This window comes from Bacillus sp. FSL K6-0138 (assembly GCF_037982765.1).
Classification (GTDB): domain Bacteria; phylum Bacillota; class Bacilli; order Bacillales; family Bacillaceae; genus Bacillus; species Bacillus glycinifermentans.
The window spans coordinates 3720159-3742821 of record NZ_CP150286.1; the positions used below are offsets into that span (position 1 = coordinate 3720159).

Here is a 22663-nt window from a genome sequence, read left to right on the forward strand (position 1 = left end):
AAGAGGGGCTTTTTAGGCCCCCTATTTTTCGATGATTTGTCCTCTCTCATATACAATTTTCTGAAGGCGGATTCCGAGCTTTTTCGCTAGATTTTTCAGCCGCTCTGCTTCGCCGCGGGTCACAAGGCTGATGACCGTTCCTTCGCTTCCGGCTCTACCCGTTCTTCCCGAGCGGTGGATATAGCCTTCTTCATTCGGCAAATCGGCATGAATGACATATGGCAGCTGCTGAATGTCGATGCCGCGCGCCGCGATGTCGGTTGCCAAAAGCAGGTTAAACTCGCCTGCTTCAAACGCCTTGAGAATGTTCGCCCGTTCGAGCTTTTTCGCTTCACTGTGCAGGACTCCGACATCGACATGGTGATAAGCCAATTTTTCGGCGTACACGCTTAAATTGCCGATGTCTTTCACGAACACGAGAGCCTGCATTCCCTTGAGCCTTGAAAACTTTTGCAGAATTTTGATTTTATCGCGCTGGTCGCAGACGAGAAATTGGTGCTTGATTTTTGCCGCTTCTTCACTCTTTCTTTTCACCCTGATCAGTTCAGCGTCTTTCGTCATCCCGCGGAGCTCGCGTTCGGCATCCTCTTTTAACGTCGCTGAAAAGCAGACAAGCTGCCTGTCGCGCAACGTCGATTTGATGATGCTTTGAATCGTGCCGCGGTGCTCAGGTGTAAGAAGATGGTCCGTCTCATCAAGGACGATCGTTTTTACTTCATGCATCTTCAGCTTTTTCATCTTGATCAGCTCGAGCACCCGCCCCGGCGTGCCGGCAATGATGTGCGGATGTTTTTTCAGCTTTTCCTGCTGCTTCTTTATATTGGCTCCGCCGATGAATGAAGCGGCTCTGATGTCAGACCCCTTTTTCCACTCAACGATGACGTCAAAAATCTGCATGACGAGCTCGCGGGAAGGGGCAAGGATTACAGCCTGGACGTTTTTTTGACCGGCGTCCAGTTTTTCCAATACAGGCAGTATGTAAGCGAGCGTTTTTCCCGTTCCGGTCGGCGATTCGGCGATCACGTCGCGCCCGTCCAAAATAAGCCCGGCCGTGCTTTTTTGAACATCGGTCGGTTCACGGAAGCCCGACGCCTCCCAATTTTCCTTAATAAACGGTTTTGCTTTATTTAAAAATGGCCATTTTTCTGTCATGTTTTTCTCCTTTATTCTCAGGTTGATCCTGTTCCTAGTATCTCAAAACGGAAGCGGCTTCGCAATTTTTCTTTTACCTTGCCCCCGGCAGTCCGGTATAATCGTAAAGAACGGTTTTATCATATATTCCGAGGTGCAAAACATGAGTTTATTATCGGTAACAAAGCTAAGCCACGGTTTTGGCGACCGGGCGATCTTTCAAGATATATCCTTTCGCCTGCTGAAAGGCGAACACGTCGGCCTCATCGGCGCTAACGGCGAGGGCAAATCGACGTTTATGAACATCATCACGGGCAAGCTCGAACCTGATGAAGGTAAAGTGGAATGGTCAAAAAAAGTCCGCGTCGGCTACCTTGACCAGCATACCGTTCTCGAGCGCGGACAGACGATCCGCGATGTGCTGAGAAACGCTTTTCATTATTTATTTGCAATGGAAGAAGAAATGAACGCCATTTACGGCAAAATGGGAGAGGCTGATCCCGACGAGCTTGAGAAGCTGCTTGAAGAAGTCGGGACGATCCAGGACGCCCTGACGAACAACGATTTTTACGCAATTGATGCAAAGGTCGAAGAGATTGCCCGCGGCCTCGGGCTCCATGACCTTGGGCTTGACCGGGATGTCACCGATTTAAGCGGAGGCCAGCGGACGAAAGTGCTGCTTGCCAAGCTGCTGCTTGAAAAACCCGACATTCTCCTATTGGACGAGCCGACGAACTACCTGGATGAACAGCATATCGAGTGGCTGAAACGCTATTTGCAGGATTACGAAAACGCGTTTATTTTGATTTCGCACGATATTCCGTTTCTCAACAGCGTCATCAATCTTATCTATCATGTCGAAAACCAGCAGCTGACCCGCTATGTCGGCGACTACAACCAATTCCGCGAAGTGTATGAAGCGAAAAAACAGCAGCTTGAAGCGGCCTATAAAAAGCAGCAGCAGGAAATTTCAGAGCTTAAAGATTTCGTCGCCCGCAACAAAGCGCGGGTCAGCACGCGCAATATGGCGATGTCACGGCAGAAAAAACTCGATAAGATGGACATGATCGAACTGCCGTCGGAAAAACCGAAGCCTGAGTTCCGCTTTAAACAGGCTAGAACGTCCGGCAAGTTGATCTTTGAAACGAAAGACCTCGTCATCGGCTATGATGAGCCGCTGTCCCGCCCGCTCAATCTGAAAATGGAGCGCGGCCAAAAAATCGCCCTGTACGGTGCGAACGGCATCGGAAAAACGACTTTGCTGAAAAGCCTGCTCGGCGAAATCCGCCCTTTGTCAGGAGAAGTCGAACGGGGCGAATACCTTCATATCGGCTATTTTGAACAGGAAGTAAAAGATGAAGGCCACAACACCTGCATCGATGAGGTGTGGAACGAATTCCCTTCCTTTACGCAATACGAAGTCAGGGCTGCTCTGGCAAAATGCGGCTTGACGACAAAGCATATCGAAAGCCGGGTCTCCGTTTTAAGCGGAGGAGAAAAAGCGAAGGTCAGACTGTGCAAACTCATCAATGCGGAAACAAACCTTCTCGTTCTCGACGAACCGACGAATCACCTGGATGTTGAAGCGAAGGAAGAATTAAAAAGAGCTCTCAAGGAATACAAAGGCTCGATCCTTCTTATCTCCCACGAACCCGAATTTTATACGGAGATTGCGACAGATACGTGGAACTGTGAATCATGGACGACGAAAGTGCTGTAAAGCAAAAAAAGCTTGTCTCCTTTTAAAGGAAACAAGCTTTTTCCTTAATGTCCGGCTTTGATGTTTGCCAAATGGCGGCGGCCGCCGATTAAGACCGCCATGCCGATCAGCACCGCGATACAGCCGGCAACATAAGGCGCATGTGCATTATAATGGTCGGCCAGCACACCTGCAAGCCACGGCGCGATCGCCCCGCCGATAAAACGGATTGAACTGTACGCAGATGAAGCGACTGACCGTTCGACAGGCGCTGCTCCCATCACAGCGGTCGTCAGGATCGTATTGACCATTCCTAAAATACCGCCGCCGATCACGATGAACGCGATGACTAGAGCCATGTAATCCGTCCAGATGGCAAGCGCCAGCAGATCTGCCGCAAACAAGACGAACAGCAGGATGAGGGAGCGGACGGTTCCCAAAGCACGCTCTACCGCCGGTGCGGTAAACACGGACGTGATCGCGAGAAACAGTCCCCAGCCGAAAAAGACGTATCCGAGGCCCCTCTCATTTAAATCAAGAACAAACGGAGAATACGCAAGCAGCGTAAAAAAGCCGAAGTTATATAAAAAGGCGGCGCTCGAAAGCGTAAATAGCCCCTTGTAACGCAGCGCCCGTATCGGAGCGCCGATGGAAATTTTCTTTTGCGGCTTCGGGATGGCCGGCAGTAGAATAAGAATCGCAAGCAATGCGACTGTCATTAAAATGGATACTCCGAAAAACGGCGCCCTCCATGAAATCGTTCCAAGCTCTCCGCCGGCAAGGGGACCTACAGAAATCCCCAAGCCGAGAGCCGCTTCATACAGGATGATCGCTTTTGCGCTTCCCCCTGTCGCCACACTGACGATAACGGCAAGAGCGGTTGAAATGAACAAGGCGTTGCCGAGGCCCCATCCGCCCCGGAAGCCGACAAGCTGAGCAATCGAATGGGAAAATCCGCCCAACGCGGCAAAAATAATAATCAAAATGAGACCTGATATCAATGTCTGCTTTGCACCGATCCGGCTCGAAATCGCTCCGGACAAAATCATCGCAAAGCCTGTCACAAGCAGATAGCTTGTAAATAAAAGCGAAACCTGGCTGGGAGACGCGTGCAGCTGCGCTGCAATCGCCGGAAGAATCGGATCGACCAGCCCGATGCCCATAAACGAAATAACGCAGGCAAACGCTACGGCCCAAACCGCTTTCGGCTGTTTAAAAAAACCTGAATTCTGTTGTTTCTCCATCAATGAATCATACCTTTCTTTCCATAAAAACAAACGCTATGTATATAGCGTTTTCCGTTTGGTTTAATCAATGTGTTCCAGCGCATGACGGGCTTTTTTTCGCATGCCCTCCAAGCGCTCCTTGAACGATTGAAATTTTTCGATCTTTTCGTCAATCATTCGCATTTGTTCGTCCAGCATATGCTGGATGTCTTCGAGCTTTTCTTTCCTTTCCTTCTTATCCAATGACAAAAGATAGCCTTCTTTATGCATTTCCAGGTGCTTGCTCGTTTCCATGAACTGCTGCAGCTCTTGCAGGGAAAATCCCAATACTTCCTTGGCGCTGATTACCCGTTCGAGCTCTTCCAGGTCGTCTTCGGAATAAAGGCGGACACCGCCTTCCGTCCGCTTCGGCGAAGAGAGAAGGCCGATTTCTTCGTAAAAACGGATCGTTCTTTTCGTCAAACCGCTGCGCTTTGCCATTTGGTCGATTTTCATCCAATTCACGTCAATATCCCCCCGTTGCCTCTTTTCCTTTCTTATTATACACCTTTCAGACTTTTACGTAAACGTTAAGTTTTATATGTAAAAAAAGGGGGCTATGCCCCTTCTAATTCAGGATAACCGGCAAACTGGCGAGCGCTCTAAATCCCAATAGCCTGCGGTATTGAACGGCGGAGCCTGCTAGCCGAAGCCCGGGTGCCCGCTCTAAAAGCGCTTGAATCGCAATTTGCGCTTCAAGCCGCGCCAATGAAGAGCCCGGACAAACATGAGCTCCGTACCCAAAGGCAAGATGCGGATTCGGATGTCTTTCAATATCGAGTACATGGGGATGATCGAAGACGTTCGGGTCGCGGTTTGCCGCGCCTAATAGAATATAGACCTGCTCTCCTTTTCTGATGACGTGTCCATTGATGCCGCAGTCTTCTGAAGCGGTTCGGGCCGTCAGCTGGGTCGGGCTTTCATAGCGCAAAAACTCCTCGACTGCAGATGTGATCAGCTCCGGATTTTCCTTCAGTGCACCGAGCTGTGCGGGATGCTTCATTAATGAAAGCAGTCCATTGCTGATGAGGTTTACCGTTGTCTCGTGTCCGGCGATGACGAGCAATACACACGTCGCAAGCACTTCCTCCTCAGTCAGCTTCCCGGCGCTGATGAATGTTGTGATCAAGTCATCCTGCGGAACGGCTTTTCGTTTGCTGATCAAGTCCCTGACATATGCCGTCAGCCTGGATGCGGTATCGCTTCCTTTGACAAGCGTCTGTCGGGAGCGTGTAAAATCAATGGTCTCAATTAAATTCGCCGTCCATTGTCTAAATTGATGCCTCTCCTCTTTCGGCACTCCGAGGATGCGGGCGATGACGAGGCTTGCCAACGGAAACGCGAATTGTGAGACGATATCCGCGGTTGTCCCGGTTTGCAGCTGATCAAGCAGCTCATCAGCGGCTTCTTTTATAAAAGGGCGCAAAACATCTGCCGCCTTCGGCGTAAACTCTTTGCCGACAAGCGTTCGCATCCGCTTATGGTCTGAGTCGTTTTTGAATAGGAGCATATTTTGCTGTACATTTTTTAGAGCTTCGTATTTTGTTGACGTTTCCGGAAGGGGGATGCGGTTTTTAAATCTGGCGTCTTTAAAAATCGTCATCGCTTCATTGTGTCCTGTAACATACCAGCCCGGCTGCTTCAATACCGTTCCTTTATAAACGGGATCAATGGACCGCAGCTTATCGTAAAAAGGATAGGGCTCTCTCCAAAAATCCCGATCAATACCTAAGACGGAATCCAGCTCTGTTGTCATGTCATGCCTCCTTGCCTGACGCCGTCTGCAAACCGGCTTTCATTTCTTCCACCGATTCGATTTCAAATCCTGCATCCCTCAGCATCTTTTGATCTTCTGTTTCCTCCTGACCCGCCGTCGTTAAATAATCGCCGACGAAAATCGAATTGGCGGCATACAGCCCCAATGGCTGAAGCGAACGGAGGTTGACTTCCCTGCCTCCGGAAATGCGGATTTCCTTTGTCGGATTGATGAAACGGAACAATGCCAAAACTTTCAAACAATAAAGCGGATGAAGTTCGTTCACACCTTCCAGCGGGGTACCGTCAATGGCGTGCAAAAAATTGACCGGGATCGAATCGGCATCGAGCGCTTTTAAGCTTTTCGCCATGTCGACCACATCCTGCTTCGTCTCCTTCATGCCGACAATGACACCCGAACACGGAGACATGCCCGACTGTTTGGCCGTCTCTACCGTACTGACCCGATCATCGTATGTATGCGAGGTCGTGATGTTTGAATGATTGCGTTTCGACGTGTTGATATTGTGGTTGTACCTGTCAACGCCGGCTTCTTTGAGGCGCTGTGCCTGCTCCGGCTTTAAGATGCCAAGACATGCGCACACTTTTAAACCGTATGTTTCTTTAATGTCTTTGACGGCTGCAGCGACTTGATCGATTTCCCGGTTTGACGGGCCTCTGCCGCTGGCGACGATACAGTACGTTCCTATATTTAAATCGTGAGCCCGCTTTGCGCCTTCAAGCAATGTGCTTTTGTCGACCATCCGGTAAGACTCGATCGACGCTTTTGAGATCGCAGACTGTGAACAGTAGCCGCAGTTTTCCGGACAAAGGCCGGATTTTGCATTCATGATCATATTGAGCTTCACTTTTTTTCCGTAATAACGTTTTCGAATGTGAAAAGCGGCATGCATCAATAACAGAATGTCTTCATCAGGACATTCCAAGATCTGAAGTGCCTCATTGTCTGTCAATTCCTCTCCGTCCAACACTCTTTCAGCAAGATCCATCCACTGATTCATCTTTTCGCCCCCGTTTGTATTTGATTCATCATAAAAGGAATATCAATATGGCCCTCTGCCATTTTTTCAATGTTCTCTGCCGCTGCATCTGCAAGCCTTGGTGTTACGCCTAAAATCGGCACGCCGCATAATGCTTCGATCATCTCCGGATTGGTTTGTTCATCAAGACCCGGTCGGCTGCTGATTCCGTTGATGACGATGCCGATTACGTGAAGCCCCGTGCTTTTCGCATATTGAACGGTTAAGAACGTATGGTTTATCGTCCCAAGATCAGGCCTTGCCACAATGACAACCGGCAGATTCAGCGCTTTGATCGCATCGCTGACCAAAAAATCCTTTCCGAGCGGCACCGCGATGCCGCCTGCTCCTTCGACGATGAAATAGTCGTGATGATCTTTTATCGCTTTCCAATGATTGATGAGCTCTTCGATGCCGGCGGTCTTTCCTTCCAGCTTTGCGGCGGCGTACGGAGCAAGCGGCTCTTTATATTCAAAAGGCGTGATGTCTTCGTATGTGAGAGATGTTTGCGACGCCCGCTTCAACATGGCTGTATCGCTTTCCGGATGGGTGCGCGATATCCCGCTCAAAAACGGCTTAAACACCCCGACATCGAACTTTTGCTTTTTTAATGCGGCGGCAATTCCGCAAGATATGATCGTTTTCCCTACACCCGTGTCAGTTCCCGTTACAAAAAAACCCTTCATTTTACGATTTTCATCCCTTTTCCGATAAAATAAAACCATTTCAGCAAATCGGCTATTTCGCTTTGGCTGCGGTTTGCAGTGACCGTCAGCCTGATCCGGCTTTCGCCTTCCGGAACCGTCGGCGGGCGGATCGCCGGCGCAAAAATCCCCTTTTCCTCAAGGAGTTTCGCAAATAAAACGGCTTTTTGGGCATCTCCGATGATGACGGGGATAATCGGCGTATCCGCTCCTTTTACCGTAAACCCCATATTCTCCAGACCCGTTCTTATTGTTTTTGCAGACGACCTTAACCTCCGCCGTTTATCGCGGCTGTCTTCGATGAGCTCCAACGCCGTATACGCAGCTGCACAGCTCGACGGCGGGACGGCTGTCTGAAAGATAAACGTCCTGGCATGATTGAGCAAAAAATCAACAAGTACGTTCGAACCAGCGGCAAACCCGCCTTCTGCACCGGCGGCTTTACTTAGCGTGCCGATCTCGACATCAGGGCTCGCGCCGAAATATTCGCACGTTCCCCTTCCGTTTTCCCCAAGCACGCCCGTTGCGTGTGCATCATCGACAATAACGAAAGCCTGATAGCGCTTTGCGAGCGGGATGATCCGGTCGAGAGGCGCGATCGTTCCGTCCATGCTGAATACGCCGTCTGTTACGATAAAACGCCTGTTGTACCTCTGCGCCGCTGCCAGCTTTTTTTCAAGATCGCTTATATCGATGTGCTGATAAACGACCGTGTCGGCTTTTGAGAGGCGGCACCCGTCGATGATGCTCGCATGGTTGTGCCGGTCGCTCAATATGACGTCCCCTTTTTCAGGCAATGAAGAAAGCACGCCGATGTTCGCCAAATATCCGCTTGAAAACAAGAGGGCCGCTTCCGTCTGTTTAAAGCCGGCAATTTTCCGCTCCAGTTTTTCGTGCCAAGTCGTGTTGCCTGCCGTTAACCGCGATCCGCCGCTGCCTGTTCCCTGATGAAGCGCCGTCTTTGCGGCCGATATCAGCCGGCTGTCATTGGCCAGACCTAAGTAATCATTGGATGCCCAATTCTTCTCGCCGCAACCCTCCGGCCGCAGCGTGCGGTAAAGCCCTGCTGATTTTGTTTTGTCCAGCCGCCGGGTTAACCACTCATCAAAGTTCACCGCTTGTAACCTCATCGATCGCTTCTTTCATGATGGACACCATCGCTTCAAGCTGCTCGGTTGTGCTCGCAAGCGGCGGCAGAAATGCGACAACATCCCCGAGCGGCCGTGTCAGCATGCCAAGCTCCCTCATTTTCAACGAAACCTGATACCCGACCCGCTTTTCGGGAGGGTAAGGCCGCTTTGTTTCCTTTGACTGGACAAGCTCTATCCCGCACATAAAGCCGAGCTGCCGGATATCGCCGACATGGGGGAGCGCCTCCAAGGTACGGAGGAATCCGCGAAGGGCTTCCGATTTTTCGGCGACTTGTTCAACGATTTGTTCAGATTCAAACAAGCGCAAATTTTCGATCGCAACCGCGCAGCCAAGCTGATTCCCCGTATAGGAGTGGCCGTGGAAAAACGTTTTTAGCGTTTCATAGTCGTCGTAGAATGCTCTATAAATTTCTTCTGTTGCGAATGTAACGGCTATCGGCAAGTAGCCTCCGGTAATCCCTTTCCCTGCTGCCATGAGGTCAGGCTGAACGCCTTCATGCTCACAGGCAAACATTTTTCCGGTGCGGCCAAACCCCGTTGCCACTTCATCGACAATCATTAACACGTCATACGCCGTGCAGAGCTCGCGAACGCCGGCCAAAAACCCTTCAGGCATCACGATCATGCCGGACGCTCCTTGAACCATCGATTCGATCGACAGTGCCGCTATCTCCTCGTGATGCTCTTTCAGCAGCTCTTTGAGTTCGTTCAGGCATTCATCGCGGCACTCGTCAGGGCCTGGGCTTTCGGAACGGTATACATAAGGAACCCGCGCCTTGAAGCTTTCAAACATGAGCGGTCCGTAGACATGATGAAAAAGCTCGATCGAACCGACGCTGACGGCGCCGATCGTATCTCCGTGATACCCGTTTCGCATCGAGATGAACTTTTGCTTTTCGGGTTTTCCTATATTTTTCCAATATTGAAACGCCATTTTCAAGGCGATTTCCATCGCTTCAGCGCCGCTGTCGGAATAAAAAACGCGAGTAAGCTTTTCAGGGCTTATCTTGATTAAAGTTTCGGCAAGCTCTGTCGCCGGAACATTCGTCATCCCAAGCAATGTAGAATGGGCGATTTTGTCGAGCTGTTTTTTAACCGCCTCATCCAATTCCTTTTTGCGGTGTCCGTGTACATTGAGCCAGACTGAAGAAAATCCGTCATAGTATTCCTTGCCGTTTATATCTTTTAGCATGATGCCGTTTCCGCTTTCGATGATGAGCGGGTTTTCATCATAGTCTTTCATCTGTGTAAAAGGCAGCCAAAGATACATTTTGCTTTTTTCGATTAATGACAGTTCCATGCTTCCCCTCCTGCTTGAATAAACAAAGGCTTTTTTTCCAAATAGCTGATGCAATCGTTCAAATCGGCCGATCCATCGACGAAAAAAACGCGGCAGCCGCTTTCGTCTCCATACTCTTTCATCTTTGTAATCCGCTGGTAGCCGAGCTTTTCGCCGGCGACGTAGCCGGCTATGTAATCAGGGTCATCCGACCAGCACAATTCGGCGATGACGGCCGGGTGCCCGCATACCTTTGTCGCCAGTGCGAGCGCTTCTTTTATTCGTGAATTCAGCGGGACTCTGCAACAGGCCGCCCATTCTCTAAAATCGGCGTCAGGCCAATCCATCCGCGAAACACGTACGCCTTTTTCCTTTCTTTCGTCAACCCGCTTTCCGGAGCGGACGTCAAGCAATACAGCGCCTCTTACTTCTGAGAATTCGTCGATGCGCTGAAACGCTTTTTCAATGACATTTACCGGAATGCCTGCTTGCTGCAGAAGCTCCGCGGCAAGCGCTTTTCCGTTTTCTGCTGAATTCGCTTCGTTTGTTTCAATTTTCAAAGGATGAATCGCTCTTATCGGTTCGTTAACACATTCAAACTGAATTTGCATAAAGTCCGGTTTTCCTCTTGAATGAGACAAGCCTTTATCCAATAAAGCATTGACCGCATCCTTCAAACCGCTGAAAGTCGAGAGCCTCTCTCCTCCTGATATGTGCTTGCCCCCTACTTCATGGGAGCCGTTTTGGGAAGCCCTCATTCTCACGCTGTAATACGTTTCCCCTTGCATTCTTTCACCCCTTATATGTTAACTTTATTCGAATTTAAGTTAACATTATAGATAGAATATTAGTATTCCTTTCCTCATATGTCAATGCAAGCAGAAAAAAAGGCAAAAGAGGACGGGATGTTCCTCTTTTGCCTTTTGGCTTCTTTGTTTATGCTTTTTGAATCACCCAATCAAACGGATCAGGCAGTAATGACCAATCATCCGCCATCTCGGAATCTGTCAGCAGGCATCGGTCCGCTTCGGCTGAAATCTCTTCAGGCGAAAGGTCGATTCCGATAAAGACGAGCTTTGTGTGGCGGTCGCCGAATTCGGCATCCCAATCTTGTAAAACCTCTGGCTCTTCCTTTAAGATTCGTTCCCGCTCCTGCTTCGGCAATGCTGCCACCCAGTACGAGACCGGCTCAAGACTGGCGGACGGACCGGCCTGAGACATTAATAGGGCAAGGTCGTTCCTCGTCGCGCACCAGGCAATTCCTTTCGCTCTGACAACGTTTTCCGAAAGCGTTTGGATCCAGTTATAAAACCGCTCTGTGTGAAAAGGACGGCGCGCTTCATACACGAAGGAAGAAATCCCGTATTCCTCAGTCTCAGGCGTATGCTGCTCATGCCCCTGATTTAATTCCCTTAACCACCCCGCCGAACTGCTTGCCTTCTCAAAATCAAACAATCGTGTATTCAAAATCTCTCCCGGATCCACTTCCCCCTTGACCGCCCGGATGATTTTCGCACCAGGCTGCAACGTTCTCAGCACTTTCTCCAGCTTTGCCAGCTCTTCTTGAGAAACAAGATCGCATTTATTCAAAATCAGTACATCGCAAAATTCGATCTGGTCAATGAGGAGATCGGCAATATCACGCTCATCCTCTTCGCCGACGGCTTCTTTCCTGTCCAGCAGGCTGTCCCCTGACTGAAAGTCGTGCCAAAAACGATTGGCGTCGACAACCGTGACCATCGTATCCAACCGGCAAAACCGGGTTAAATCGATGCCCAGTTCTTCATCGATGTAGGAAAAGGTTTGCGCGACCGGAATCGGCTCGCTGATTCCGGTCGACTCGATCACGATATAATCGATATTCCCCTGTTTAGCGAGCTTTTCGACCTCCACCAACAAATCTTCTCTCAGCGTGCAGCAGATGCAGCCGTTCGACATTTCGACCAGCTTTTCATCCGTCCTTGAAAGGCCTCCGCCCTGCTTGACCAGTCCGGCGTCGATGTTCACTTCACTCATGTCATTGACGATGACGGCAACCTTCAGGCCCCGGCGGTTTTGCAGTATGTAATTCAGCAAAGTCGTTTTGCCCGCCCCGAGGTATCCGCTTAAAACCGTTACAGGAATTTTATTGTTCATGCTGATTCTCCTTTTCAAATCGTAATTATTACGTTTTATTAATCAGACTACTTGATTTTATCACAGCGTTCCTTCAAAATAAATAGGAATTATTACGATTTATTTCAATGAAAGGAGCTTTTTCAATGGAACATCCCCTTCAATTACCGGCAAAACCGGAACGTCACCGCCTCTTCGGATCTGTCGAGGCGGTAAAAGGAACGAAGCCAACCGTTAAAGAACAAATGAAAGATATACAAAATACGCCGAACGATTATTTATTTGACATTGATCAGGTCGGCGTTACAAACATTTCCCACCCGATCCGCATCACATCGGCAGTCAAGCCGTTTTCCCAGACGACGATCGGTTCATTTTCGTTAACGACTCATCTTGCGCGCAGCAGGAAAGGCATCAACATGAGCCGGCTGACTGAACAATTACAGCGATACCATGCAGAAAACTGGATCGTCGGGCTTGATTCACTGAAAGACTTTACGAAGGAACTGGCGGTCAACATGGAGCAGCAAGGGGCAGCAGTGTCTCTCTCATTTCCATGGTATTTTGAGCGGCTCAGCCCAGAACTCAAAGTTCCCGGGCTGATGCACGCCGATATACATATGAATGTTTCGTATCATGAAAAAGAGGGCTGGACTGGGACAGTTGGCATCACGGCCAAAGCTGCGACACTTTGCCCCTGCTCAAAAGAAATCAGCGAGTACGGCGCCCACAATCAGCGCGGCGTCATCAAGATCACAGCGCACATCAATGACAGGGCCGCCATGCCGGAAGATTTCAAAACGGAGCTTCTCGCCGCAGCCGAAACCAATGCAAGCGCGAAGCTTTACCCCGTCTTAAAAAGACCCGACGAAAAGAAAGTAACAGAACAGGCTTACGAGAATCCGAGATTTGTAGAAGACGTCATCCGCTTAACAGCTGCTGACTTATACGAAATGGACTGGATCTCCGCTTTTGAAATCGAAAGCCGCAATGAGGAATCGATTCACCTGCACGATGCCGCCGCGCGGCTGTCGTACTCGAAAATATAAATTGAGAGGCTGCCGTCACAAACGGCAGCCTCTCGGATGATTACAAAGTCTGTTTCAGTATTTTGCTGTTTTTAAACAATAAGATTGAGAGAATGTATAATACCGCTGTGAACATGGCAACCGCAAAAAATCCGCCGAATCGGGAATATAACAGTCCGGCAGCCGATGCTCCCGCCGTTTGCCCTATGTACATACAGGAATTCGCCAATGAAGCGATCGTCCCTCTCGAATGAGGCGACAAGCTTTGTAAAAGGCTCATCATCAATGTAAATACGATCCCCGTAATAAAGAACATAATAAAAAAGTTAATCTCGGCAAATGAAAACTGCTTCGTTTGCGCAAGAACGACATACAGTACGGTCAAAATCGCAATCCCGGCATACAAAGAAAAAGCCCTGCCCAGCTTTGCGACCAAATGAACGCCCAATGTGCTTCCAAATACGTTCCCCAATCCTAAAATGAGCATTGCCGTTCCCACTTGACCGACATTGAACCGAAAATCATCCGCCAGCCATGTGCCCAGAAAAGAAAAAGCGGCAAAATTTCCCATTTGAAAGATAAAATAAGCGAAAAATGTTTTCAACACCTTCGCTTCAGACAACAGCGTCCTGTAGCGGGCCGCAAGCGGAACCTTTTCTGCTGCCTGCTGATGCGGCTTTAAATCGGGCAAAACGAAATGAATGAGCCCTGCGAAGATAAACGAGCATGCTACAAGGATCAAAAACGGAGCAGACCAATGAATGGATGCCAAATAACCGCCGAGCGGCAAGCCGAGCATCTGCGAAAAAGATAAACCGGCAGCAGCGATCCCCATGCTTTTTACCATCCGCTCTTTCGGAACAAGCGTTGGAATCGAAGCCCACACTTGCGGCGTCACAAACGCAGCGCTCAATCCGGCTGCAAACCGCAGCAAAATCATCGTCCAGAAATTCGGGGCAAAACCGCATAACAAGGTGCTCGCACCGAAGGCGGCCATCCCCCAGGTCATCACCGTTTTTCGATTCAGCCCGTCAGACACCGGACCGGCGATTAAAGCGAATAAAGCGTAGCCGAGCGCATATGCACTCACGATCCAGCCGGACATTTCTACAGGGACGTTGTACAGCTCCCTTAAAGTCGGCAATAAGGGAGACGCTAAAAACGTATCTGTCCCAATCATAAACATGATCCAAAAGAAAAGCGGAAGCACCTTTTTCAAATATTGTCACCCTTTCGGTTTATTCTATTGTTCGAATATATTCGAACAATAGAATAATAGCACCACTTATGCTACAATTCAAATCATAAGTATATGTAAGGCAGGTGAATCACATTGAGGACGCTTTACCACCCAAACCGGGATGACATCACATTATCCGCTGTCCTTTACGCACTAAGTGATCAATACAGGCTGCAAATCATTAAAAATCTCGCTGAAGCCGGAGAACAGTCGTGCAGCGCAGTCAATATTCCCATCCCTAAATCAACCCTTTCCCACCATTTTAAAGTGCTCAGGGAATCGGGAGTGATTCATACAAGAATAGACGGGACACAGCGTTTTATTTCGATTCGCGAAGAAGACTTAAACAGCCGCTTCCCCGGGTTGCTTCAAGCCGTTTTGAACGCATCTGAACCGTTGTAGCATGAAAAAACTGCCGGGGTTCTCCCGGCAGTTATGATTGTTCAAGCTCCTCGATCATCAGCGAAAGCTCGGTCCAGCGCTCCATTGCCGCCTCAAGCTCTTCAGCCGTTTTCTTTTGGTCTTCCATCAAGGTCTGGATTTTTGCAAAATCGCTGCCCGCTGCGGCGATTTCCTCGTCCAATTGTTTATGCTTTTCTTCCAAAAGCGCGATTTTATCTTCAATGCCTTCCCATTCGAGCTGATCTTTATAAGATAGCTTTTTCCTTTTCTTTTTCTCAGGTTTTGCAGGCGCGCTTTCTTCAGCAGCCGGTTTCTGGCGGCTTTGTTCCTTCTGCTTGTCCATATAATCGCTGTACGATCCCTGAAAGCGCGAAATGATGCCGTTTCCTTCAAACACGAGCAGACGGTCGACGACCCGGTCAAGGAAATAGCGGTCATGGGATACCGTAATGACGACGCCCGGGAACTGATCCAAATAGTCTTCGAGCACGCCGAGCGTCTCAGTATCCAGATCATTTGTCGGCTCATCGAGAAACAGGACATTCGGCTCCTCCATCAGCACTTTCAGCAGATAGAGGCGCCGCTTCTCGCCGCCTGACAGCTTGCGGATGTAGGTGCGCTGCACACGTCGCGGAAAGAGGAACCTTTCCAGCATCTGTTCGGCGGTGATCACCTCACCGTCGGCCGTTTTGACGACCTCGGCCGTCTCTTTAATATATTCGATCACTTGCAGCGAATCGTCCATCTCGCTGTGATCCTGCGTATAATAGCCGATTCTGACGGTTTGGCCGATCGTGATGGAGCCCGCTTCAGGCTCGAGGCGTCCGGCCAGGGCGTTTAACAGCGTCGTCTTGCCGATGCCGTTCGGCCCGATGATGCCGACGCGGTCGCCGGGGGCGATGAGCTCTTGAAATGCGGTGACAAGCTTTCTTCCGCCGCGGCTGATCTCCACTCCTTCAGCTTCGATCACCTGTTTCCCGAGACGGTGGGAGCCGATCGCAAAATCAAGGGATGAAGCGGCTTCAGGCGCTTCCTGCTCCTTCAGTTCCTCGACGCGCTGAATTCTCGCTTTCTGCTTTGTCGAACGGGCCTTTGCCCCCCTCCTCAGCCAGGCGAGCTCCCTTCTGAGCAGGTTTTGCCGCTTCGTCTCGTTTTGTTCGGCGAGCGCCTCCCGTTCAGCCCGCTTCTCTAAAAACACTTCGTAGTTTCCTTTATACGTATAAAGGCTGCCTCGATCAAGTTCGTAGATCCGGTTCGTCACCCGGTTAAGGAAGTAGCGGTCATGGGTTACGAGGACGACCGAGCCTGGATAGCCGCTCAAATAACCTTCAAGCCATTCGATCGTTTCATTGTCGAGATGGTTTGTCGGCTCATCCAAAATGAGAAGATCTGCAGGCTGTATCAACGTTTTGGCGATCGCCACCCGCTTTTTTTGGCCTCCGGAAAGGGCTCTGACTTCTTTCGTCACGTCCGTAACGCCGAGCTTCGTCAGGATCGTTTTCGCCGCCGTGTTCGCGTCCCAGGCGCCGTGCTCATCCATTTTCCCTTGAGCGGCCAGCAGGTTTTCCTGTTTCTTCGGGTCTTCGGGAGAGGCGTTCAGCTCCTGCAGCGCTTTTTCATACGCCCTCATCGTCCGCATCATCACGGAATCGCCCGAATAAATATGTTCAAGCACCGTATGGCTGCCGTCCAAGTCCGGATCTTGATGCAAATACTCGGTATGGAGGCTGCCGGCTCTCGTAATCTCTCCTTTTTCCGTCGATTCATCGCCGGCAATCACCTTGAGCAGTGTGCTTTTCCCTGTTCCGTTCGGTCCGATCAAGCCGATCCGCTCGTTTTCTTCGATATGAAACGATATATGGTCAAACAGTGTTTTATCTCCGTACGTTTTATATAAACCTTCCGCTTTTAAAATGCTCATGTGTCTACCAATCCTCACCTAATGTCATAGCTATATTTTAAATCAGTTAATGAAAGAAAACTAGTGAGAGGTTTATGGGCATTTTACTGCAAAACGGCGGGGAGCAGAAAATATACGCCTGTAACGATGATCAAAATGCCCGCGACATTCAGCCAAAACCCCGCTTTGATCATATCCTTCATACTCAGCACATTTGCGCTGAAAACGGCAGCATTCGGCGGAGTCGAAATCGGCAGCATAAATGCGCACGAGGATGCGAGCGCGGCCGCCGCCATCAGCCCGTACGGCTCAACATGAATCGCAGCGCCGAGTCCCACCGTCATCGGAATCACCATATTGGCGACAGCCGTATTCGACATAATCTCCGTCATGAATAAAATCGCTCCCGTTAACACGATTAAAACGAATAAATAAGGATGCCCTTCCAAAAGCTTCAGCTTTCCGGCGATCCATCCCGTTACATCCGTCTCGGAAAAACCGGCAGCCAGCGACAACCCGCCTCCGAACAAAAGGAGCATCCCCCAAGGCAGCGACTGCATATCCTTCCATTCCAAAATCCGTTCGTCCTTTGTGCTCGGGATTAAAAAAAGCAGAAGCGCCCCGAGGATCGCAATCGATGTATCGGATATGTCAAACGGAAGCACGAATGTAAACATCCATAACAGAGCCGTCATCAAAAACACGGCGAACACCGTCTTCTCCTCCCGCGTCATCGGTCCGAGCGCATGCAGGTCATGATCGATGAAATCAGGCTTTTCCCCTTCAAAGCGGCCGACTTTAAACTGCACCTTCGTCAAATAAAAATATAAAATAACTAAAAAAAGAACGGTAACCGGAAAACCGAATAAGAACCATTCAAAAAACATAATCTCCCGATTCAGCATCTGTTTGGACATTGCCGCAAACACCGCATTCGGGACAGATCCGATCAATGTGGCAAGACCGCCGATTGATGCGGCATACGCTACGGACAACAGAATGCTCTTGCTGAACTTCTGAAGCGAATCCCCTTTTAAAATCCCTTTTTCCCGCACTTCTTTAATGACGGCCAGCGCAACAGGAAGCATCATCAAAGCGGTCGCGGCATTTGAAATCCACATCGACAAAAACGCCGTCGCCACCATCACGCCCAGCACAATCCGGTAGCTTTCCGCACCGATCCGCTTCAAAATATGCAAAGCCATCCGCTGATGAAGATTCCACTTCTCAATGGCGATCGCAATGATAAATCCGCCCATATACATGAAAACGATCGGATCGCCGTATGCTTTAGCCGCCGTGTCAATATCTAAACCGCCTAACGTCGGCAGCAGAATGACAGGCAATAAAGACGCCGCCGGAATCGGCACGGCCTCCGTGATCCACCAGACGGCCGTCCAAGCCGTCACAGCCAGGACCACCCGCGGCGCATGGGCCAGCTCCGCCTCGGGAATCAGGCCGAAAATCAGCAAAAAACCGATCGGCCCCAACCATAATCCGGTCAGCTTTGTTTTCGTGTATACCTTCATACCCTTCCCCCTTGTGAAAGCGATTTCCTATACCACTTTCGATTTTGGAAGGGAAATTCCTTTTGAGAATTTAAAATAAAATTTTAATGATTGTGCTCCAGAAAATAAATAAGCCGCCGATCTTGTGGGCGGGCTCCTTCCTTTAAACAGCCTCGGCCTTTTGCATTAAATTTAAACTGAATCATTTCTATGGCCGTCAGTAGGATTTTCAGGGGTTAGGAGCATATCTTTTAGTGCTTTTCCATATAAATTAGCCGGGACCTTTTCTTCATTAATAAAATTAAATATAGCAAGACCATTTTCTAATGAAAAAATGGTCCATGCGATTTCTTCCGGAGATAGAGCACTATTATGATTCTCTTTCGACATTAATTTTGCAACAGACTTAGAGATCTGATCCACGGACTCCATAATCATGCAAGACCATTTAGAGCGAACCGGCTCATTACGCATTGCATGAAGAAGAAACTCCGTATTTAAAATAATCCACTTTTGATTTTCATTCGTCACTGAAATAAAATGCTCATTCATTGCTTCAATAAAATGTGCAAGTGAATCCTGCTGGTCTATTATTTTATCGATGTTATTCACATGTAAATTCATTTGCTGTTCCAATAATGCAAGAAAGAGTTCTTCCTTGGATTTAAAATTAGAATAAACTGCACCCTTACTAAATCCGGCATGTTCAGCAATTTTTTCAACGGAAGCTCCATGAAAGCCAAGCTCTGAAAAGATCTCAACAGCCGAATGTAAAAGCATTTGCCTCGTTTCCTCTTTCCGCTCTTTTTGGTTTAACCTTCTCCTAAGCATTCTTCTTCCTCCTTCTCTTGACAATCATACCATAAAGAATTAACATACCAATTAGTATCTAAATACTAATTGGTATCTAAATTTATCCCATTCATCACAACACTTCTCTAGCCGGATTTTAAGATAATCAAATAAAGGAGAAGAACAAATGCAAATTGAAAACAAAATAATAACGGATAAAGAGACTGCCTCAACAAAATTGGCACAAACCATTAAAACAGGAATTATTAAATCTAACCTTATTCCGATGTTTGCCGGATTAACATTAGCTTTATATACTTATAAAATCAGCCTTTTTGAAAAATTGCCAGAAATAATTTTCGCTTTGGTTGGTTCAATTTTGGTAATGGGGGCGGCAGGAGCTTTTAATAACTTATTTGACCGAGATATAGATTCCATCATGGAGAGAACCAAAAACAGACCGACTGTAACAGGAGAAATTAAGCCTAAAACAGTTTTATGGCTTGGTACCTTTATGGCGCTTTTCGGAATCGCCATTCTTGCGTTGACAACTTCTCTGGCAGCACTCCTAGGATTTCTAGGATTGTTTTTTTATATTGTCCCGTATACCATGTGGAGTAAAAGAAGAACAGTTTACAATACAGAGGTTGGAAGCATCGCTGGAGCTATGCCGCCTCTCATTGGATGGGCAGCTATTTATCCGGATGTTACGCATCCTGCTATTCTCGGTCTTTTTGTTATCTCTGTTATATGGCAAATGCCTCATTTTTATGCTATAGCTATTCGAAAGAATGATGAGTATAAGGCTGCGAAAGTTCCAATGCTCCCAGTTGTCAAAGGAGTTAAAAGAACATATATACAAACCAATATTTATTTAATCATCCTCATTGGAACAAGTGTCCTTTTTTATTCTTTAAGCCTTGGACTTATGCTCGTTGCCCTTCTTTTAAGTTTGATATGGTTTGGTCTTAGTGTATACGGTTACAAAAGAATGGATCCGGAAAAATGGGCAACATATATGTTTATTTACTCTTTGTTTCATATGACAATTCTTTTTTCAACTGTCATTATCTATTCTCTTATAGGCATTATTTTCAAATTATAGTATAAAGCTATCATTTGAGGTTTATGTCATCGCTTCCTATTCGCTTGTTGAGAGAAACTGTCCTGACGGGCATACAAGTTTGCTCAGCAGGTACCAAAACACGTCACATTGTGCTTCATAGAAGTAACATCATGCATCCTCCAGCCACCCGCTAAAAAAGCCGCCGGCTCATCCGGCAGCTTCCGCTGTTCAATCTATTTTTTAGTCTCCCACATGATATTCCGCCATCTTTGCGAGGTTTTGCGCGTTGCTGCTGATTTCCTGCATGGTTGCCGAAATTTGTTCAACACCGGCAGCCTGTCCGCTTGTATGCTCGTTGATGACTTCGATCGACTGTTCGAGCCCTTTCAATAATGCATGAATCTTTTTCGTGATTTCGTCGATCTGTCCGACGTTTTCTTTCGAATGCGTTGCAAGCTTTCTGATTTCGTCGGCCACAACCGAGAATCCTTTGCCCGATTCGCCCGCTCTTGCAGCCTCGATCGCCGCGTTCAGCCCGAGGAGATTGCTTTGGTCTGATATGCCTTTTACGGTGACGGAAATTTTCTCGATTTCTCCGGCGCTTTCGCTGACTTGCTTTGCCTGCTTGGAGATGTCGGACATTTGCTCGGAAAATCCGCTGACAGATTCGGCGATGTCCTGAATGGCTGTAGCGGTCTGCTCAACGATGACCGACAGGTTTTCGGCAACGCGGTGAAGCTGATCCGATTTTTCAAGGCTCGTGCCGAGTCCGACGCCGCCGATGACCCGGCCTCTTTTGTCATGGAGCGGAATCGCCCTTGCCATAAGCGGAAAACCGAACAGCTCCTTCGGCACAAGGCTCGATTTCATTTGATTCTGACGGATCGCGTCTGTAATAATGTCCCCTTCCTGCAAGGGATCACCGGGCTTCACATTCAGGGAAAAAGTTTTCCCGGGAATGTTGATGATCAGTTTTTCCGTATCATAAATCCCGATTGTCACATCATCCTGAATGAGCGCATTCAGGAAAGGGGCGACCTTTACAAATGCGTCCAAAAGAGGATGGATTTCTGTCTGTACTGCTTCGTTCATGTTGTAAACCTCCTTTTAATATGGAAAAACCCTTTTTTGATGCTGGACAGAGATCCACTTCAATGTCGTAAACTCATCAAGGCTCCATTCTCCGTTCAGCCTTCCGAGGCCTGACTGTTTTTCTCCGCCGAAAGCGATGTGCGGCTCGTCGTTGATCGTGGTGTCATTGACATGGATCATTCCCGTTTCGATCTGTTTGGCGAGCTCCACGCCGCGTTCCACATTCCCCGTATGAACGGCTCCGCTTAACCCGAACGGTGTGTCATTCGCAATTCTGATGGCTTCCTCTTCCGTTTGAAACGGCATGACACAGACGACCGGCCCGAACAGCTCTTCCCGCGCGATCGCCATGCCCGGCTTTACATCTGTTAAAATCGTCGGTTCGACGAGATTGCCTTTAATTTCGCCTTTGATCAGCGCAACCGCGCCTTCTTCGATTCCTTTTTCTACGGCCTTGCGCAGACTTTCCGCCTGGCGTTCATTAATGACAGGGCCGATAATCGTATCCGGGTCCATCGGATCTCCCGTCTTAAGAGCTGACACCTTTTGATAAAATAATTTCAAAAAGGCCGGATACACCTCTTTTTGAACGAGAATCCGGTTGGCCGACATGCAGATTTGCCCCTGATGGGTGAAGCGGCTGAATGCCGCGGCATTGACCGCATATTCCAAATCGGCATCCTCCAGAACGATCAGCGCGCTGTTGCCGCCAAGCTCAAGCAGCGGTTTTTTAAAGTGCTTGACCGCAAGCTGGCCGATGTAGCTTCCCACCTTTGTCGAACCCGTAAACGAGATGATCCTTGGGATCGGGTGTTCAACAAAGCTGTCTCCGATCTCTTCGATGTCCGTAACAACAACGTTTAAAAGCCCCTTCGGAAGCCCTGCTTCTTCAAATATTTTTGCAATCAAGGTTCCGCCGCAGATCGGCGTTTCTTCATGCGGCTTCAGCACTACGCCGTTTCCCGCGCCTAGCGCCGGAGCAACCGATTTGACAGATAAAAAGAACGGAAAATTGAAAGGGCTGATCACCCCGACGACGCCAGCCGGAATCCGGTACAGGCGATTTTCTTTTCCATCGACAGGGGAAGGCAGAATTCTTCCTTCCATCTTGAGCGGAAAACCGGCCGCTTCTTTGATCATATTGATGACAAGATCGATTTCAAAAGCCGCTTTCAGCCTTGTCCCGCCCAGCTCTTCCATAATGAGAAACACAATCGCTTCTTTATGTTCCTCAATATAGGCGGCCGCTTTTTCCAAAATCGCCCGTTTCTCATATGGGCCGACGCGGTCCCATTCTTTTTTCGCTTTCACTGCCGCCTTATAGGCCTGATCGATGTCATCCGGCGTCGCTTTGTGAAAAGAGGCGATCGTTTTTTGTGTATAGGGGTTCAGATCTGCCAAGACGCTCTCGCTTTGGCCGTCTCTCCACTCCCCTCCGATGTATTGGCGGTTGAGATCGGTAATTTGAAACATTGTTAGGCCATCTCCTATCAAAC

General features: G+C 48.8%; 20 protein-coding genes. 4 read left to right on the top strand and 16 right to left on the bottom strand.

Features of this window, described 5'->3' with window-relative positions:
- Nucleotides 1–21: 21 nt before the first annotated feature.
- Complete coding sequence (locus MHB78_RS19675; protein WP_046130385.1) at nt 22–1152, bottom strand: DEAD/DEAH box helicase; 1131 nt, start codon at nt 1150–1152, stop codon at nt 22–24.
- Between the two features lie 142 nt (nt 1153–1294).
- On the opposite strand from MHB78_RS19675, the gene MHB78_RS19680 reads away from it, so the two are divergent.
- Entirely contained in the window at nt 1295–2851 is a 1557-nt protein-coding gene (locus MHB78_RS19680) for an ABC-F family ATP-binding cassette domain-containing protein (RefSeq protein ID WP_046130386.1), read from the top strand.
- Between the two features lie 44 nt (nt 2852–2895).
- Here MHB78_RS19680 and MHB78_RS19685 read toward each other — a convergent pair whose 3' ends face one another.
- From MHB78_RS19685 to MHB78_RS19725, 9 genes are all read right to left on the bottom strand, one after another.
- The gene (locus MHB78_RS19685) at nt 2896–4074 is read right to left on the bottom strand and encodes an MFS transporter (protein ID WP_046130387.1); all 1179 of its coding nucleotides are present in this window, start codon (nt 4072–4074) and stop codon (nt 2896–2898) included.
- A gap of 63 nt (nt 4075–4137) precedes the next feature.
- Nucleotides 4138–4560, bottom strand: a complete 423-nt coding sequence (locus tag MHB78_RS19690; protein ID WP_046130388.1) for a MerR family transcriptional regulator — start codon at nt 4558–4560, stop codon at nt 4138–4140.
- Nucleotides 4561–4663: 103 nt separating this feature from the next.
- Nucleotides 4664–5851 carry a cytochrome P450 gene (locus MHB78_RS19695; RefSeq protein WP_046130389.1) on the bottom strand — a complete coding sequence of 396 codons (1188 nt, stop codon included), beginning with the start codon at nt 5849–5851 and terminating at the stop codon, nt 4664–4666.
- Nucleotide 5852: 1 nt separating this feature from the next.
- On the bottom strand, nt 5853–6872 hold the full coding sequence (gene bioB / locus MHB78_RS19700; RefSeq protein ID WP_046130390.1) for a biotin synthase BioB: 1020 nt from the start codon (nt 6870–6872) through the stop codon (nt 5853–5855).
- Nucleotides 6869–7576 carry a dethiobiotin synthase gene (gene bioD, locus MHB78_RS19705; protein WP_046130391.1) on the bottom strand — a complete coding sequence of 236 codons (708 nt, stop codon included), beginning with the start codon at nt 7574–7576 and terminating at the stop codon, nt 6869–6871. Before bioD ends, bioB begins: the two co-directional genes overlap by 4 nt.
- Nucleotides 7573–8709 carry an 8-amino-7-oxononanoate synthase gene (gene bioF, locus MHB78_RS19710; RefSeq protein WP_099047021.1) on the bottom strand — a complete coding sequence of 379 codons (1137 nt, stop codon included), beginning with the start codon at nt 8707–8709 and terminating at the stop codon, nt 7573–7575. The genes bioD and bioF overlap by 4 nt, the downstream gene beginning before the upstream one ends.
- The gene (gene bioA / locus MHB78_RS19715; protein ID WP_046130393.1) at nt 8699–10045 is read right to left on the bottom strand and encodes an adenosylmethionine--8-amino-7-oxononanoate transaminase; all 1347 of its coding nucleotides are present in this window, start codon (nt 10043–10045) and stop codon (nt 8699–8701) included. The genes bioF and bioA overlap by 11 nt, the downstream gene beginning before the upstream one ends.
- Nucleotides 10030–10812, bottom strand: coding sequence for a 6-carboxyhexanoate--CoA ligase (gene bioW / locus MHB78_RS19720; protein WP_046130394.1), 783 nt, complete (start codon nt 10810–10812; stop codon nt 10030–10032). Before bioW ends, bioA begins: the two co-directional genes overlap by 16 nt.
- 148 nt (nt 10813–10960) lie before the next feature.
- Nucleotides 10961–12160 (bottom strand): GTP-binding protein, encoded by a 1200-nt coding sequence (locus MHB78_RS19725; protein WP_065894192.1) that lies wholly within the window; start codon nt 12158–12160, stop codon nt 10961–10963.
- 125 nt (nt 12161–12285) lie between these two features.
- Here MHB78_RS19725 and folE2 point away from each other — a divergent pair, with 125 nt between their 5' ends.
- Entirely contained in the window at nt 12286–13188 is a 903-nt protein-coding gene (gene folE2, locus MHB78_RS19730) for a GTP cyclohydrolase FolE2 (protein WP_046130396.1), read from the top strand.
- Nucleotides 13189–13228: 40 nt separating this feature from the next.
- Here the strand turns inward: folE2 and MHB78_RS19735 are convergent, their stop codons facing one another.
- Nucleotides 13229–14386, bottom strand: coding sequence for an MFS transporter (locus MHB78_RS19735; RefSeq protein ID WP_046130397.1), 1158 nt, complete (start codon nt 14384–14386; stop codon nt 13229–13231).
- A 114-nt stretch (nt 14387–14500) separates the two neighbouring features.
- On the opposite strand from MHB78_RS19735, the gene MHB78_RS19740 reads away from it, so the two are divergent.
- On the top strand, nt 14501–14809 hold the full coding sequence (locus tag MHB78_RS19740) for a helix-turn-helix transcriptional regulator (protein ID WP_046130398.1): 309 nt from the start codon (nt 14501–14503) through the stop codon (nt 14807–14809).
- 31 nt (nt 14810–14840) lie between these two features.
- Here the strand turns inward: MHB78_RS19740 and MHB78_RS19745 are convergent, their stop codons facing one another.
- The 3 genes from MHB78_RS19745 to MHB78_RS19755 form a co-directional block, all read right to left on the bottom strand.
- The gene (locus tag MHB78_RS19745) at nt 14841–16730 is read right to left on the bottom strand and encodes an ABC-F family ATP-binding cassette domain-containing protein (protein WP_046130399.1); all 1890 of its coding nucleotides are present in this window, start codon (nt 16728–16730) and stop codon (nt 14841–14843) included.
- Nucleotides 16731–16813: 83 nt separating this feature from the next.
- Nucleotides 16814–18238 (bottom strand): DASS family sodium-coupled anion symporter, encoded by a 1425-nt coding sequence (locus MHB78_RS19750; RefSeq protein ID WP_046130400.1) that lies wholly within the window; start codon nt 18236–18238, stop codon nt 16814–16816.
- Nucleotides 18239–18409: 171 nt separating this feature from the next.
- Nucleotides 18410–19048 carry a TetR/AcrR family transcriptional regulator gene (locus MHB78_RS19755; protein WP_046130401.1) on the bottom strand — a complete coding sequence of 213 codons (639 nt, stop codon included), beginning with the start codon at nt 19046–19048 and terminating at the stop codon, nt 18410–18412.
- 148 nt (nt 19049–19196) lie between these two features.
- Here MHB78_RS19755 and cyoE point away from each other — a divergent pair, with 148 nt between their 5' ends.
- Nucleotides 19197–20114: a heme o synthase gene (gene cyoE / locus MHB78_RS19760; protein WP_046130402.1), complete on the top strand. Its 918-nt coding sequence runs from the start codon at nt 19197–19199 to the stop codon at nt 20112–20114.
- Between the two features lie 201 nt (nt 20115–20315).
- Here cyoE and MHB78_RS19765 read toward each other — a convergent pair whose 3' ends face one another.
- Together MHB78_RS19765 and MHB78_RS19770 are read right to left on the bottom strand one after the other, a co-directional pair.
- Complete coding sequence (locus tag MHB78_RS19765) at nt 20316–21167, bottom strand: methyl-accepting chemotaxis protein (protein WP_046130403.1); 852 nt, start codon at nt 21165–21167, stop codon at nt 20316–20318.
- A 15-nt stretch (nt 21168–21182) separates the two neighbouring features.
- Nucleotides 21183–22640 (bottom strand): aldehyde dehydrogenase family protein, encoded by a 1458-nt coding sequence (locus MHB78_RS19770; RefSeq protein ID WP_046130404.1) that lies wholly within the window; start codon nt 22638–22640, stop codon nt 21183–21185.
- Nucleotides 22641–22663: the final 23 nt, after the last annotated feature.